General features: G+C 59.5%; 15 protein-coding genes. 6 read left to right on the forward strand and 9 right to left on the reverse strand.

The genetic code is table 11. From position 1 onward, the window contains the following. Window positions 1-104 precede the first annotated feature (104 nt). The gene (locus tag ACPYOJ_RS30900) at window positions 105-1,145 is read right to left on the reverse strand and encodes a glutamine synthetase beta-grasp domain-containing protein (RefSeq protein WP_481419650.1); all 1,041 of its coding nucleotides are present in this window, start codon (window positions 1,143-1,145) and stop codon (window positions 105-107) included. A 402-nt stretch (window positions 1,146-1,547) separates the two neighbouring features. On the opposite strand from ACPYOJ_RS30900, the gene ACPYOJ_RS30905 reads away from it, so the two are divergent. Together ACPYOJ_RS30905 and ACPYOJ_RS30910 are read left to right on the forward strand one after the other, a co-directional pair. Next, complete coding sequence (locus ACPYOJ_RS30905; RefSeq protein ID WP_481419651.1) at window positions 1,548-1,739, forward strand: DUF2735 domain-containing protein; 192 nt, start codon at window positions 1,548-1,550, stop codon at window positions 1,737-1,739. Between the two features lie 73 nt (window positions 1,740-1,812). Then, window positions 1,813-2,778 carry a DUF72 domain-containing protein gene (locus ACPYOJ_RS30910; protein WP_481419652.1) on the forward strand — a complete coding sequence of 322 codons (966 nt, stop codon included), beginning with the start codon at window positions 1,813-1,815 and terminating at the stop codon, window positions 2,776-2,778. A 6-nt stretch (window positions 2,779-2,784) separates the two neighbouring features. On the opposite strand, the gene pncB is transcribed toward ACPYOJ_RS30910, so the two are convergent. The 8 genes from pncB to ACPYOJ_RS30950 all read right to left on the reverse strand — a co-directional run bounded on the left by pncB (window position 2,785) and on the right by ACPYOJ_RS30950 (window position 12,280). Then, window positions 2,785-4,089 (reverse strand): nicotinate phosphoribosyltransferase, encoded by a 1,305-nt coding sequence (pncB, locus tag ACPYOJ_RS30915; RefSeq protein WP_481419653.1) that lies wholly within the window; start codon window positions 4,087-4,089, stop codon window positions 2,785-2,787. 160 nt (window positions 4,090-4,249) lie between these two features. After that, on the reverse strand, window positions 4,250-4,615 hold the full coding sequence (locus ACPYOJ_RS30920; protein WP_481419654.1) for a hypothetical protein: 366 nt from the start codon (window positions 4,613-4,615) through the stop codon (window positions 4,250-4,252). A gap of 91 nt (window positions 4,616-4,706) precedes the next feature. Continuing rightward, window positions 4,707-5,666 carry a 2-hydroxyacid dehydrogenase gene (locus ACPYOJ_RS30925; RefSeq protein WP_481419655.1) on the reverse strand — a complete coding sequence of 320 codons (960 nt, stop codon included), beginning with the start codon at window positions 5,664-5,666 and terminating at the stop codon, window positions 4,707-4,709. A 9-nt stretch (window positions 5,667-5,675) separates the two neighbouring features. Beyond that, entirely contained in the window at window positions 5,676-7,313 is a 1,638-nt protein-coding gene (locus ACPYOJ_RS30930; protein ID WP_481419656.1) for an ABC transporter ATP-binding protein, read from the reverse strand. Further along, a complete protein-coding gene (locus tag ACPYOJ_RS30935) occupies window positions 7,310-8,458 on the reverse strand; it encodes an ABC transporter permease (protein ID WP_481419657.1) in 1,149 nt (382 codons plus the stop codon). Before ACPYOJ_RS30935 ends, ACPYOJ_RS30930 begins: the two co-directional genes overlap by 4 nt. After that, complete coding sequence (locus tag ACPYOJ_RS30940) at window positions 8,458-9,543, reverse strand: microcin C ABC transporter permease YejB (protein WP_481419658.1); 1,086 nt, start codon at window positions 9,541-9,543, stop codon at window positions 8,458-8,460. The genes ACPYOJ_RS30935 and ACPYOJ_RS30940 overlap by 1 nt, the downstream gene beginning before the upstream one ends. A 158-nt stretch (window positions 9,544-9,701) precedes the next feature. Beyond that, window positions 9,702-11,537, reverse strand: a complete 1,836-nt coding sequence (locus ACPYOJ_RS30945; RefSeq protein WP_481419659.1) for an extracellular solute-binding protein — start codon at window positions 11,535-11,537, stop codon at window positions 9,702-9,704. Between the two features lie 113 nt (window positions 11,538-11,650). Beyond that, a complete protein-coding gene (locus ACPYOJ_RS30950; protein WP_481419660.1) occupies window positions 11,651-12,280 on the reverse strand; it encodes a TetR/AcrR family transcriptional regulator in 630 nt (209 codons plus the stop codon). A gap of 40 nt (window positions 12,281-12,320) precedes the next feature. Here ACPYOJ_RS30950 and ACPYOJ_RS30955 point away from each other — a divergent pair, with 40 nt between their 5' ends. The 4 genes from ACPYOJ_RS30955 to ACPYOJ_RS30970 all read left to right on the forward strand — a co-directional run bounded on the left by ACPYOJ_RS30955 (window position 12,321) and on the right by ACPYOJ_RS30970 (window position 15,291). Then, entirely contained in the window at window positions 12,321-12,893 is a 573-nt protein-coding gene (locus tag ACPYOJ_RS30955; RefSeq protein WP_481419661.1) for a hydrolase, read from the forward strand. A gap of 143 nt (window positions 12,894-13,036) precedes the next feature. Next, window positions 13,037-13,618, forward strand: a complete 582-nt coding sequence (locus ACPYOJ_RS30960; protein ID WP_481419662.1) for a cytochrome b — start codon at window positions 13,037-13,039, stop codon at window positions 13,616-13,618. Between the two features lie 145 nt (window positions 13,619-13,763). After that, window positions 13,764-14,825, forward strand: coding sequence for a penicillin-insensitive murein endopeptidase (gene mepA, locus ACPYOJ_RS30965; RefSeq protein ID WP_481419663.1), 1,062 nt, complete (start codon window positions 13,764-13,766; stop codon window positions 14,823-14,825). An 85-nt stretch (window positions 14,826-14,910) separates the two neighbouring features. Then, on the forward strand, window positions 14,911-15,291 hold the full coding sequence (locus ACPYOJ_RS30970; protein ID WP_481419664.1) for a methylglyoxal synthase: 381 nt from the start codon (window positions 14,911-14,913) through the stop codon (window positions 15,289-15,291). Window positions 15,292-15,395: the final 104 nt, after the last annotated feature.

Consider the following 15,395-nt stretch of genomic DNA (forward strand, 5'->3'; position numbering starts at 1 on the left):
GCGTGGGGAAGCAGGAAGGGCCACAAAACCAGAGGCTTGCGAAAACAAAGCACCCGGCTGCGAGGCAGCCGGCGCCTTTGGGGAGGAAAGCCCGAGGCTTACACTTAGGCTGCAGCCGCAGCGAAGCCGGAGGTCGGAACTTCCGAGATCGTCTTCAGGACCTGAGACGCGATCTGGTAAGGGCAGCCCTGCGAGTTCGGGCGGCGGTCTTCCAGATAGCCGCGGTAGTCGTTCTTGACGAAGGAATGCGGAACGCGGATCGAGGCGCCGCGGTCAGCAACGCCATAGGAGAACTTGTTCCACGGAGCCGTCTCGTGCTTGCCGGTCAGACGCAGGTGGTTGTCCGGACCATAGACGTCGATATGGGCCATCAGGTTCTTGTCGAACTGAGCCATCAGAGCTTCGAAGTAGGCCTTGCCGCCGACTTCGCGCATGAACTTGGTCGAGAAGTTGCAGTGCATGCCCGAGCCGTTCCAGTCGGTGTCACCAAGCGGCTTGCAGTGATACTCGATGTCGATGCCGTACTTTTCAGTGAGGCGCTGCAGCAGGTAGCGCGCCATCCAGATCTGGTCGGCGGCCTTCTTGGACCCCTTGCCGAAAATCTGGAATTCCCACTGGCCCTTGGCCACTTCGGCGTTGATGCCTTCATGATTGATGCCGGCAGCGAGGCAGAGGTCGAGATGCTCTTCGACAATTTCGCGAGCAACCGGGCCGACATTGGCAGAGCCGACGCCGCAGTAATACGGACCCTGCGGAGCCGGATAGCCCTGCTCCGGGAAGCCGAGCGGGCGGCCGTTTTCGTAGAAGAAGTATTCCTGCTCGAAGCCGAACCATGCATCCTCGTCGTCGAGGATGGTCGCGCGGCTGTTGGACGGATGCGGCGTGACGCCATCGGGCATCATGACTTCGCACATCACGAGAACGCCGTTCGTGCGCGCCGGATCCGGATAAACCGCGACGGGCTTCAGCACGCAGTCAGAGCTGCGGCCCTCGGCCTGCATCGTGGAGGAACCATCGAAGCCCCACAGCGGAAGCTGATCGAGTGTCGGAAACGCGTCAAATTCCTTGATCTGCGTTTTGCCGCGCAGGTTCGGCGCCGGTGTGTACCCATCGAGCCAGATGTACTCGAGCTTATACTTTGTCATTGGCCAGTCTCTCAAACGTAGGTGTGAGCAAATCCCGAAAGCGACCGCTAAGCGCGTGCTTGATCACCACCGGTTGGCTCATAACAAGCATGCGCCGTGCCAGTTCGAAGAGGCGGCCCCGACTGCGACAAAACGCGCACCCGCCATCGCCGTCCCGTCAACCACCAACGTTCAAGAAAAGCGAGGGATTATGGCGTGGAACCCGCCGGGTCGCCGAACGTTTTCCGTTCGAATGCCAAACGCTCCAAAAAGATGCAACACTGGCCGATATTTGCGCGCTTTATCAAGTGCTTATGAATCTGACAATTATTGCCGTATTTTTAGGCTGTTTGCGTAAATGATGAGCAATTGCTATCATCATTCCCCGACAACCGGCATGCGCAGATGATGGAAGGCGATTCGATGCCAGCAAGTCTTCACCGCGAATCCGCGAAGATCTATCAGTTCCCTGTAAAATTCCGCGGGCGGGACGAACGCCTTGGCACCCGCCAGCCGCTCGATATCGATCCGGATATCTGCGATGCTGCGTTCGATTGCTGGTATCACGAAGACGCGATCCGCGAAGCGGAAGAAAAGCTGAAACCGCAAGCCTAGAGCCTTTCAAGGCTGAATGCCTTGACGATACGCGCAGCGGGGAACAAGCGTCCGCGCGGTCAGTTTGTCTTCCATGACAAGGAAAGGCATCGTCCGTATTGGCATATCCGGCTGGACCTACGCACCGTGGCGCGGGGTATTTTACCCGAAAGGCCTGACGCAGAAGCACGAGTTGCACTATGCCTCGCGGCATTTTCCCTCAATTGAAATCAACGGCACGTTCTACGGATTGCAAAAGCCACATGCCTTTGCAAGCTGGCGGGAGGCAACGCCGGACGGCTTCGTCTTCGCCGTCAAAGGCTCACGCTATATCACGCATTTGAAGCGCCTTCGCGATATCAAGACGCCGCTTGCAAACTTCATGGCATCCGGCCTTCTGCGGCTCGGGCCAAAGCTCGGGCCCATTCTCTGGCAGTTTCCGCCGCGCATGAAATTCGATGCCGAGCTCTTCACTCGGTTTCTCGCATTGCTGCCAAAGGACACGGACGAGGCGACAAAACTTGCGAAACAGCATGACGATCGGCTGAACGGCCGCGACTGGCTGGAGAGTGATGTGAAGCAACCGCTTCGCCACGCCTTGGAAATCCGCCACGACAGTTTCTGCACCAAGGAATTCGTCGAATTGCTGCGCGAGCACAGGGTCGGGCTCGTCTGCGCCGATACCGTCCAGTGGCCGCTCCTGATGGATGTAACCGCAGACTTTGTCTACTGCCGTCTTCACGGGTCAGAACAGCTTTATGTCAGCGGCTACGACGATGCAGCGCTCGATGTCTGGGCCAAGCGGATCGCGGCATGGGCTGGCGGGCGTGAGCCAGCGGATGCCAATCGCATATTGCCGCCCGGCAAAACCTCGGCCAAGGGTCGCGACGTCTACGTCTATTTCGACAACGATGTAAAGGTGCGTGCGCCGAAGGATGCGCGCTCGCTTGCCGAGCGACTAGGGGTCGCCACGTTGCTCGAGGACGTAACCATACCAGCGCCACGGAGGAAAAGCCGACGGGTCGAGGAGCAGGCTAGGCCGCACTGGCCGGCGCCATGATCCCCGTCAGACAAGAACCGCCTGCTCCGTGCGGTCTTCCGCGCCGAAGAATTTGAGGTAGCGCTCGACCTCCGCCGGGTCGCCAGTTGCCTTTTGGGGATTGTCGGAGAGCTTGACCGCCGGGTGGCCGTTCGCCTCGCTGACCTTGCAAACGATCGAGATCGGGTTGAGGCCGGAAATTTCGGTCGGCGCGCAGCCCGAAAAATCGTTGGTCAGATTGGTGCCCCAGCCGAAGCTCATGCGCACGCGGCCTTCGAAATGCTTGTAGGTGTCGATGATCGCATCGACATCAAGGCCGTCCGAAAAGATCAGCAGCTTCTGGCGCGGATCACGCCCCATCTTCTTCCACCACTCAATGATCTTCTCGCCACCTTCGATCGGCGGCGCGCTGTCAGGACGGAAGCCTGTCCAGTCCGCCACCCATTCCGGCGCGTCGCGAAGGAAGGCGGCAGTGCCGAAGGAATCCGGCAGAACGATCAAAAGGTTGCCGCCATAGAGCTTGTTCCAGTCGCGCAGCACCTTGTAGGGCGCATGGCTGAGCTCCTCGTCGGTCTTCGTAAGTGCCGCCGTGACCATCGGCAGCTCGTGCGCATTCGTGCCGACCGCTTCAAGATCGGAGTCCATTGCGAGCAAGACATTGCTGGTGCCGGTGAAGGCAGGACCGATCCCTTCCTTGAGCGCTTCGACACACCAGCGCTGCCAAAGAAAGCTGTGGCGGCGGCGGGTGCCGAAGTCGGAGATACGCAAGCCGGGCAATTCGCGCAGCCGCTCCACCTTCGACCACATCTTGGCTTTGGCGCGTGCATAAAGCACATCAAGCGTAAAGGGACCGAGCGCCCTCATCGCCGAGCGCGAGCGCAGCTCGTTGATGATCGCCAGCGCCGGGATTTCCCACATCGTCGTTTCCTTCCACGAGCCATGGAAGTCGAGGACATACTGACCGTCCTTTTTCGACAGCTCGTACTCCGGCAGCTGGAAATGAGAGAGCCAGGCGAGGAACTCCGGCTCGAAGATCTGGGCCCGACCGTAGAAGCTGTTACCGGCAAGCCAGATCATCTCCTTCTTGGAAAGGCGCAGGGTGCGCGCGTGATCCAGCTGCTCGCGCAATTCCCCCTCGTCTATCTCTTCGGCAAGACGGACGCGCTTTGTGCGGTTGATCAAAGTGAACGTGGCGTTGACATCCGGATAGAGCTTCCAGATCATCTGCAGCATCAAAAGCTTGTAGAAGTCCGTATCGATAAGGCTACGGATGATGGGATCAAGCTTCCACGCGTGATTGTAAACGCGCCTTGCGATATCGGTCTTGGCCATGCTTCACCACTGCCGATCCGGTCGGGTGCCATAACAGACCGGCACACACGACGACCGGCTCGTGCGCTTCCTTATCGAAAAATCAGCGGGTAAAGTCCAGCGTAAATGACCCGCCGCCGAAGCGGCGGGCTCTTCCGATGATCGGCTTGAGATCAAAGCCTTATTGCGCAGGCTGAGACGGCGCGGGTGTGGCGGGCGTCGCAGGCTGGACGTTCGGAGCCGCTGGCGCATTCGGCGTTTCAGTTGGAGCGGAACTGCCGTTCTGCGCGGACGGCGATGCTGGCGGCGCCGGCTGCTGAGACTGCATTTCCTGTCCGGGTTGCTGTGACGCGACCTGATCGGCTTCACGCTCGCCCCAGATTTCGACCGGAATCCAAACCAGGAAAGCAAGAACCAGCGCAGCGAGCAGAACCATCAGGATGCGGGAACCGGTGCGCCCCTGCTTTGCTGCCGTTGGGGTGATTTCCTCTTCCACATGGAGCTTGCCGTCGGATTCTTCCCAGCGTTTTTCCATCTGATGAGCCATCCTTGCCTCCTTCCGATGTCTCGCGAAACGGATCGGCCGCTTCGGCAATCAGTAAGGACAACGAACTTATGGCCCCATGGTTCCGGCTGGTTCAGTACCCCGCAGTCCGGTCCACGACGAATTCCAGCGGCTCGCCACGCTCAAAACGGGCGATCTGTGTCTCGACATGCCGGAACAGCGCGGTCTCTTCAGAGATTGCGGCATCGTGCGGGGTGATAAAGACGTTTTCCAAGCCCCAGAGCGGATCGTCCGCGGGAAGCGGCTCGACCTCGAACACATCGAGCGAGGAGCCCCCAAGCACACCGCTTTCGATTGCAGCAACGATATCGCGCTGCACCTGGCTCTTGCCACGACCGGCATTGATGAAGACCGGCTTTCCAAGTGCGCCACCCTGACGGAGCTTGGTAAACAGCTTGGCGTTGTAGAAGCCCGTGGTTTCAGGCGTCAGCGGCAGCAGGCCGACGAGAAAATCGGTCTTCGACAAGAAGTCATCGAGTTCGCTTGCATCGAAAGTTTCGATGCCGTCGAGTTGCTTGCGGCTTCGCGACCAGCCGATGACATTGAAACCCATGACCTTCAGCTTGCGAACGGCATCCTGCCCCAGCACGCCCAGCCCCATGACGCCGACTGTGATTTCCGCCGCTTCCGGCGGTGCCGCCTTGCCCCAGATACGATCGCGCTGGTGCCGGTCGTGCTCGCGTTGCTGGCGCAGATGCATCAAACACTGCATGACCACCCATTCACTCATGCGAACCGTCAGGCTGCGATCAACGAAACGGACGATCGGAGCATCCGGCAGCCCCGGAAGCGGCAGGATGCTGTCGACACCGGCGCCGCCCGAGAAGACGATCTTGAGGTTCGGCGCACGATCGAAGAGATCGGCGTCGGGTTTCCAGAGGAGCGCATATTCGGACGCGCTCAGATCGCGGCCCTTATTCGAGGGATCGGCGAGATTGATACTGCCGCGATCCGAGAATGCGGTTTTAAGAATACGGGCGATCCCGTCGGGATTGAATTTCAGATCGACGATAACGGGAGGTCTTGCGGCCATGATCTTCTTTTACTGCTGGACGACAGGCGTCGGCACTGCCTCGATGTTGAAAGCGGCGGCCATCAGGGCCTTGGTATAATCATCTTTCGGTGCTCGGAAAATTTGCGCCGACGGCCCCTGCTCCACGACCTTGCCGAAGCGCATGACGATGACTTCGTTGGCGAGCGCTTTGACGACCTTCAGGTCATGGCTGATGAAGAGATAGGCCAGATCGTGCTTTTTCTGCAGGTCGCGCAGGAGATCGACGACCTGTGCCTGCACGCTCATGTCGAGGGCCGATGTCGGCTCGTCAAGCATGACGAAGCGCGGCTTCAGCACCATGGCGCGGGCAATCGCGATGCGCTGCCGCTGGCCGCCGGAAAATTCATGAGGATAGCGCCAGCGGGTCAGCGGATCGAGGCCGACTTCCTCCAGCGCTGAGCAGACGCGCTGGTCGCGTTCTTCATACGACAGTGACCGCTCATGTACCTTCAATCCCTCCGCGATGATATCGCCGACCGACATGCGGGGACTGAGCGAGCCGTAGGGATCCTGGAAGACGACCTGAAGCTGATTGCGCAGCGGCCGCATCGCGGTGAACGAATAGTCGGCTATGTCCTTCCCGACGAAGCTGATGCGCCCTTTGGAAGAGATCAGCCGGGTGAGCGCCAGGCCCAGCGTCGTCTTGCCCGAGCCGGATTCGCCGACAACGCCGAGCGTCTGGCCGGCCCGCAGCGAAAGTTCAATGCCGTCGACCGCCTTTACATAATCAACGACCTTGCGCATCAGGCCGGCTTTGATGGGAAACCAGACGCGGATATCCGAGCCTTCCATCACCACCGGCTTGGACGGATCAGCAACAGGCGGCTCGCCACGCGGCTCCGAGGCAAGCAGATGGCGTGTGTAATCATGCTTCGGGTTGCTGAACACTGCGTCGACGGTGCCCGTCTCAACGATCTTGCCCTTGGTCATGACATAGACGCGATCGGCGAACTTGCGGACGATGCCGAGATCATGGGTGATGAAGAGCATCGACATGCCGTGCTCTCCCTTCAACCGGCGCAACAATTCGAGGATCTGCGCCTGGACCGTCACGTCGAGCGCCGTCGTCGGCTCGTCGGCAATCAGCAGCTCCGGCCGGTTGGCGAGCGCCATGGCAATCATGACGCGCTGCCGCTGACCGCCGGAAAGTTCGTGCGGATAGGCCTTCAGCCGCTTTTCAGGTTCGCGGATGCCGACCTGATTGAGCAGTTCCAGCACGCGTTTGCGGGCAGCCTGACCTGTGACGCCCTGATGCAACTCGAGGATTTCGGCGATCTGCTTTTCGATCGAATGGAGCGGATTGAGCGAGGTCATCGGCTCCTGGAAGATCATCGTGATGTCGTTGCCGCGCACCTCTCGCAGCGCCTTGTCGGATGCCTTGAGGAGATCCTTGCCCTTGAAAAGAACCTCGCCCGTCGGGTGGCTTGCTGCAGGATAGGGCAGCAGCCGTAGGATGGAATTTGCGGAAACGGACTTGCCGGACCCGGATTCGCCGACCAGCGCAACGACCTCGCCCTTCTTGATATCGAAGGAGATGCGATCGACGGCCAGCGATGTTTCGCCGCCTTGATGGAAGGCGACGGAGAGATCGCGGACGGAGAGAAGAGGTTCGGACATCTGGCTCATGCGAAGGTCTTTCTCGGGTCAAACGCGTCTCGCACGGCCTCGCCAACGAAGATCAGCAGGGAAAGCATGATCGACATGGTGAAGAAAGCAGCCAGCCCTAGCCACGGCGCCTGAAGATTGGTCTTGCCCTGGGCAATCATCTCGCCGAGGGACGGCGAGCCAGGGGGCATGCCGAAGCCGAGGAAGTCGAGCGATGTCAGCGTCGTGATGGACCCGGACAGGATGAAGGGCAGGAAGGTCAGCGTCGCGACCATCGCGTTCGGCAGCAGGTGGCGCCACATGATCGTGCGGTTATTGACGCCGAGCGCGCGGGCGGCGCGGACATATTCGAAATTGCGGGCGCGCAGGAATTCCGCGCGCACCACGCCGACAAATCCCACCCAGGAGAAGAGCAGCATGATGCCGAGTAACACGAAAAAGCCCGGCGGCAGGATCGCGGCGATGATCAGGAGGATGTAGAGCACGGGCATCGATGACCAGATCTCGATGAAGCGCTGCAGAAGCAGGTCCGTCAAGCCTCCGAAATACCCCTGCACGGCGCCGGCCGTCACACCGACAATTGCCGAGCAGATGGTCAATGCCAGGCCGAAGAGTACGGAGATGCGAAAACCGTAAATGATGCGCGCGAGCACGTCGCGAGCCTGATCGTCGGTTCCAAGCCAGTTGAGATTGCCGTAGTTGCAATTGGGATCGTTGATGCCTTGCGGATAACCGGAACAGCGCTCCTCCTCGCTCATCAGCCAGAACGGCGGCGTCGGCGCGGAATGCGGAATGTTGGAATTCACCGAGCGGTAGGAATAGTGGATCGGCGGCCAGATCATCCAGCCATTGGCATTGATCTCGTCTGCGATCACATCCGAGCGGTAATCTGCCTCAGCCAGGAAGCCGCCGAACTTTTCCTCCGGATAGTCTACCAGCACCGGAAAGAGTATCTCGCCTTTGTAGGAGGCGATAATCGGCTTGTCGTTGGCGATGAATTCCGCAAACAGGGTCAGGATGAACAGCGCCATGAACAGCCAGAACGACCAGTAGCCGCGCCGGTTTGCCTTGAAGTTCCGCCAGCGGCGGATGTTCGTCGGGGAAAGCAGGCCCTTGCGCGGCGGTTTGACCGGGGTAACGGGCGTCGGGTTGGCGGCCGTATCCATCAGACATCCCTCCGCTCGAAATCGATGCGCGGGTCGATCCAGGTATAGATCAGGTCCGAGAGCAAACCGACGAAAAGACCAAGCAGCGAGAAGATGTAGAGTGTGGCAAAGACGATTGGATAGTCGCGGTTGACGACCGAGAGGTAGCCGAGACGGCCGAGGCCATCGAGCGAGAAGATGTTCTCGATCAGCAGCGAGCCGGTGAAGAAGGCGGAAATGAAGGCGCCGGGAAAACTGGCGATGATGATCAGCATGGCGTTACGGAAAACGTGGCAGTAAAGCACCTTCCGCTCATTCAAGCCTTTGGCGCGGGCGGTCGTCACATATTGCTTCTTGATCTCCTCGATGAAGGAATTCTTCGTCAGCAGCGTCGTCGTCGCAAAGGCGGCGAGCGAGAGCGAGATCAGCGGCAGCGTCAGGTGCCAGAAATAATCGAGCGGCTTCTGCCACCAGGGCAGTTGGTCGAAATTGTCCGAAACCAGACCGCGCAGCGGGAACCAATCGTAGAACGAGCCGCCGGCGAAAAGCACGATCAGCAGGATACCGAACAGGAAGCTCGGCACGGCGTAGCCGATGATAATCGCGCCGGAGGTCCACACGTCGAAAGTCGAACCATCCTTCACCGCCTTGCGGATGCCAAGCGGAATGGAGATGCCGTAGGAGAAGATCATGATCCAGATGCCGAGCGAGGCCGAGACCGGCAGCTTTTCCTTGATGAGATCGAGCACCGAGGTATTGCGGAAGAAGCTCTCGCCGAAATCGAAACGGCTGTAGTTCCACATCATTTCCAGAAACCGCGTCAGCGGCGGCTTGTCGAAGCCGAACTGCTTCTCGAGCTTGGCGATCAATTCGGGATCGAGGCCCTGCGCACCGCGGTACCGGGAGCCGCTGTCATCGAACTGCTGTACGGCGTCCCCGCCGCCGGAAAGGCGCTGGTCGGCACCATCTGCCTGGCCGGTCAACTGCGCGATAACTTGCTCGACAGGGCCGCCCGGCGCAAACTGGATGACCGTGAACGATATCGCCATGATGCCGACAATCGTCGGTATCATCAAAAGCAGGCGTCGAAGAATGTAGGCTCCCATCAGCGCGCGGCCTCCCGGGTATCGAAATTCATCAGTGTGCGCGTCGCATAAGGAGTTTTCAATCAGCTAGCCTTCGGCCGGTTGCACCGGTTTTGGGTTTTGCGGCGGTGATTCGGGAGGTCCATTTGGAGCCCAGCAGTCCCGGCAATGCAACCCCGCTATTTCGCCTCCTTCGACCACCAGCTTTCCGGGAAGCCAAGGGAATATTCCGGATACTCTGCCGGATGCGTAACCTTATCCCAATAGGCGATCGAATAGGTATCCCGGTAGAACAGAGGGATGACATAGTGGTTGGCCAGCAGCACGCGGTCCATTGCCTTGATCGCAGCCACCTGCTCGTCGCGGTTCGGCGCGAAAATGATCATGCGAACGAGGGCATCGACGGCCGGATTGGCAATGCCCGCATAGTTGCGCGAGCCCTGCTGATCGACCGAGCCTGAACCCCAGTAATCGGCTTGCTCGTTGCCGGGGTTCATCGTCTCGGCCCAGACATTCCAGATCATGTCGTAGTCGAAGCTGCGGGCGCGGTTGGTATATTGCGAAGCGTCGACGGTGCGGACGCGGGCATCGATGCCTATCTTCTTTAAATTGTTGGCATAGGGCACGGCCCAGCGCTCCAGCATGGGGCTCGACAACAGGATTTCGAAGCTCAGCGGCTGGCCGGTCTTGGTGTTCACCATGCGGCTGCCCTTGATATCCCATCCCGCGTCCTTCAGCAGAGAAATCGCCTTGCGCAGGTTGCCGCGACTCTTCTGCTGGTCTCCACCAACAGGGTTGCTGTAAGGCGCGGTGAATATCTCCGGCGGGACCTTGTCCTTCAAGCCATCAAGGATTTCGAGCTCCCGGCCCTGCGGAAGACCAGAGGAGGCAAGCTCCGTATTCCAGAAATAACTGTCGATCCGCTTATAGCTGCCGAACGCGACCGTGCGGTTGAGTTCCTCAAAGTCGAAGGCATAGTTCAAAGCCTCGCGCACCCGCGCGTCTTTGAAGACGTCGCGGCGCATGTTCGGAACGAGCGCCTGAAGGATGCCGGTCGAGCGCAGCGGATTGGGCACATCCTCCTTCTTGACGCGCCCATCCTTTACCGCGGGAAAGTCATATCCCGTTGCCCATCGGGCTGCCTGCGTTTCCTGCCAGTAATCGATATTGCCCGCACGGAAGGCCTCGAACTCTACGTCGCGGTCGCCAAAATACGTGTAGAAAATGTTGCGAAAGTTATTCTGGCCGACATTCACGTTGACGTCCTTGCCCCAGTAGTCGTCACGGAGTTCGTAGCGGATCGTCGAGCCCGGCGAGAAAGCGGCGATCTTGTAGGGACCCGATCCCATCACCGGTTCGAGCGTCGTCTTCGATATGTCGCGCGGCTTGCCGTCGGGGCCCGTGCCTTCCCACCAGTGTTTCGGCACGACGATCAGCTGGCCGAGGATGTTGGGGAGCTCCTTGTTGTTCTTCTCGTCGAAGGTGAACTTGACGTCGCGTTCGCCGGTCTTTTCGGCTTTGACGACATGCCGGTAGTAGTTGGCCGAAAGCGCATTGAGCTCCTTCGTCTTGTCGAAGCTGAAGATCACGTCTTCCGGAGTGACCGGCTTCCCGTCCGCCCATTTCGCTTCGGCGCGCAGCCTGAAGGTCGCGCTGGAAACGTCATCGGGATAGGAGACACCCTCAGCCAGAAGTCCGTAAGAGGCGAGCACTTCGTCGTCGGCCGATTTCATCAGGGTTTCGAAAGGCAGCGTCAGGCCGACGGCCACTTCACCCTTCGTCAGTATCGGGTTGAAGGTATCGTAGGTACCGGCGGTCGAAAGCCTCAGGTCTCCGCCTTTCGGTGCGTCCGGATTGACATAATCGAAATGCTTGAAGCCGGGCTTGTATTTGAGTTCGCCGATCGTCGACGTCCCGATCCTGAAGTTCTCTTCCTGAGCCGAGGCGCCCAGGGGCAAGGAGATCAAGACTGCGAGAGCAACGAGAGCACTTCTATTCCACCAGGCAACCGCCATTCACCAACCCCTGTCCATTTTTAGCTCTGTCGAGAATACGGGAAATACAGGCAAAAAATAGAAAAGAGATCCGTTTTTATGCAGCGTGCGAAATTTTGGCCTGATAGCCGCGTTCAGGGCGTCACTTCCTCGAGCCGCTTGCGGAGCATGCGCCGCAATTCGCCCACCAGCCGCGGATCGCCCGAACCGTCGGGATCATAAGCCGCTGCGACGATGATACGCAGGAGCTCCAGGACGAGGGAAGCCAACAGGTCGATGTCGCGCTCGACCGAAGGCTCGGCGTTCTTCAACAGCGCCGTGATGCTGGCGCGAAGTTCCGCACGCGATTTCGCCTTGCGCTCCTTGGGTACGTCGCGTCGCGCGGCCAGAACGGGAAATTCCGGATATTCCTCGATGAAGCGGCCGAGCCGCGTGAAGATTGCATCGCCGATCTCGGCGGCCGTCTGCCCGCGGATCCTTTCCGCCAGTTCGGCGAGCCCGTTGTTCAGTTGCTGCAGGCGGTCGATGTGCAGTGCTTCGGCGAGCAACAGCTTGGTCGGGAAGAACTGGTAGAGGGAACCGATCGAGGAATTGGCCGCGGCTGCGATCTCCGTCATGGTCGCCGCGTCGTAGCCCTTTTCAAGAAAGACCTTCGCCGCGGCCTCCAGAAGAACGGCGACGCGCTCATGGCCGCGCTGACGCTTCGGGGTACGGCTCTGCGGCTCGGGGCTTGATTTTTGTGAGGTTATCCTCATATCTGTCATTGTGAGGATTTCCTCATGTTTCTGTCCCCGGAGATTTTTCATGTCGCTTTACGATCCCAAGACCACCGCGCTCATTTCCATCGATCTGCAAGGCTTCATCGTCGGCCGGCCGGTTGCGCCGCATTCCGCCCAGCAAGTCATCGAAAACACCGCCGCAATCGCTACCCGGTTGAAATCGGAAGGCGGAACGGTGGTCCTCGTTACCGTCGGATTCTCCCCGGATTATGCCGATACTGTCAACCAGCCGGTGGACGAACCCATGGTCCTGCCTGAAGGCGGCCTTCCCGCCGCGGCCACCGCTGCTCCGGCTGAAATCGCCGCACTCTCGGTAGATGTCCATATCGTCAAGCATCACTGGAGCGCCTTCTACGGCACGGAGATGGATCTGCAGCTTCGCCGCCGCGGCATCAACACCGTGATCCTGACGGGCATCGCCACGAATTTCGGTGTCGAGGCAACGATCCGTGATGCCTTTGCCCACAACTACGCCGTCATCGCCGTCGAGGACGCCATGACCACCTTTTCTCAGGAAATGCACTCCTTCGCCTGCGAGCGCATCCTTCCGCGTATTTCCCGCGTGCGCAAAACCGCCGATATTCTCGCCAACGCCTGACGCTGCGATACGAGGGGATCACGCGCGATCGCACCGAGATGATGGCGAAGCAAATCCCTGGCGCTCTCCCGCGAGATCAACCCTAGTGAATAAAATCCGCGGGTGACGTGTTTAACGACCATCATCCACGGAGATCATGAATCATGAAGGTTAGTGCATTAGCCGTTCCGAACTCTTTGGACGGCTCCTCCTATGACCGTTTGACGATACTATTTCATTGGTCAACTGCCGTTCTAGTATTGTTTCAGTTCACGAGCGCCCATGTCTGGGAGCAATTTCAGAAAGGGACGAACATACGCGTCGAGTTGATATCCTTGCATGTGGCGAGCGGAATTGCTCTGACTATCATTGTCATAGGCCGCATTCTTTGGCGTTCAGTCTATGGCAGGAACTTGCCACCTTTCACATCGGGAGTTCAGCATGTCGCGGCCACCTTGGTGCACCACTTGCTTTATGCCCTTCTAGCTGTCCAGATAGCGCTCGGCATTCTACTCGGATGGTCCGTGGGCATTCCAATGAACTTCTTCGGCCTGTTCTCGATTCCTTCGCCAGTTGCTTTTTCGGCAGACACGCGACATCTCCTCGCTGATCTGCACGGCGTAACGGCATGGTCGATTATTGCTCTCGTCGGTGTTCACGCCGCAGCGGCACTTCTGCACCACTACGTTCTACGAGACAGCATCTTGAGCAGGATGCTGCCATTTCTCCTAAACGAGGCAGACTAGCGTCGACAGCACCACGGAGCGCAGCGCAAAGTGGCTCGAGAGTAGCTAGATATCCTTGCCGCCTGCCAAAACATCGATTCACCAAAATCGCTTTTCACGATAGATTCGATGCAAATCACTTCGGCAGACGCGGCAAGGGAACGGCATGGCTTTCGGTTTGGTTCAGGCTTTCAGGACTTTCGGCAAGCTGACGCTCGCCGGCGCAATCGGCGCAAGCTTTGCCGCCGGCGATGTCGGCGCACAGCAGAAGCAGCCGAGCCCGGGCAGTGCCAAGGCGCTCTTCGGCGCGGTGGCGCTGCCGACACAGGGATCGGCGCGGCCGATCGGCTTCTACGCCAAGGGGTGCATGACCGGCGCCGCCGCGCTTCCGTCCGACGGTCCCACCTGGCAGGCGATGCGCCTTTCGCGCAACCGGCGCTGGGGCAACCCCGCTATGATCTCACTGCTCGAAAAATTTTCGCAGGATGCGAATGACAAGATCGGCTGGCCCGGCATTCTGGTCGGCGACATCGCCCAACCGCGCGGCGGGCCGATGTTCAACGGGCATGCCTCGCACCAGATCGGCCTCGATGCCGATGTCTGGCTGACGCCGATGCCTTCGCACCGCATGAGCTATGAGGAGCGGGAAACGCTGCCCTTCACGACCATGTTGCAGAAGGACAAGTTCCTGACTGTCGATCCGAAGGCATGGACCGAACAGCGGGCGGAACTGCTGATGCTTGCGGCAAGCTATCCGCAAGTGGAACGCATCTTCGTCAATCCGGCGATCAAGAAGAAGATGTGCGACACGTGGACGGGCGACCGCGCGAACCTCGGCAAGCTGAGGCCCGAATACGGCCACGATTCACACTTCCACATCCGCATCAAATGCCCGCCGGGCGCCGCCGGCTGCAAACCACAGGCGCCAGTCGCAGCCGGCGACGGATGCGACAAGTCCCTCGCCTGGTGGTTCACCAAGGAGCCGTGGGCGCCGCCGAAACCCTCTCCGAAGCCTCCCAAGCCACCGCGCGAAGTCATGGTCTCCGATCTCCCGAAGGCGTGCGCAGCGGTTCTTGATGCACCGGCTGCGGCAGCGACCATCGCCGGAACGTATGGCGGTGCCCCGGCCGCAAATGCTGTGACGGCCGCTCCGGCGGCCTTGCCGGCGAGCGAGGACCTCCTTCCTACCACCGGCCCTGTTCCACCTGAGAAGCCGGCCATGCCGTGATGGCGCAGAGACTTGTGTATCAACTCGTACGCTTGGTATAGAAGCCGCCCAATCGATTGAATCCTTAGGATGGAGGTCCTTTTTCATGGCCGGCGGCAAATGCCTCGCATTGATTGCGCATGACCAGAAGAAGAATGAGATGGCGGACTTTGCCCGACGCAACAGAGACCTGCTTTCCAAATGGAAGATAGTGGCAACCGGAACAACCGGTGGCCGCGTTCTCGACGCCGTTCCCGATCTTGACGTCACGCGCCTGAAGAGCGGGCCGCTCGGCGGCGATCAGCAGATCGGCGCGTTGATTTCCACCGGCGAAGTCAGCGCGCTTATTTTCCTTGTCGATCCGTTGACGCCGATGCCGCATGATGTCGATGTGAAGGCATTGATGCGGCTTGCGATCGTTTACGACATCCCAATGGCCCTGAACCACGCGACCGCCGAAAAGCTCATCGCGACGCTGCACGCCTAAATACGGAACCGGCTATGTCCATGCTCAACACCAGTGATGCTCACCTGCCCTTTCCGATCCTCATCGGTGATATCGGTGGAACGAATGCACGCTTCTCCATCCTC

It is taken from the genome of Rhizobium sp. SVR5-9E (assembly GCF_056755095.1).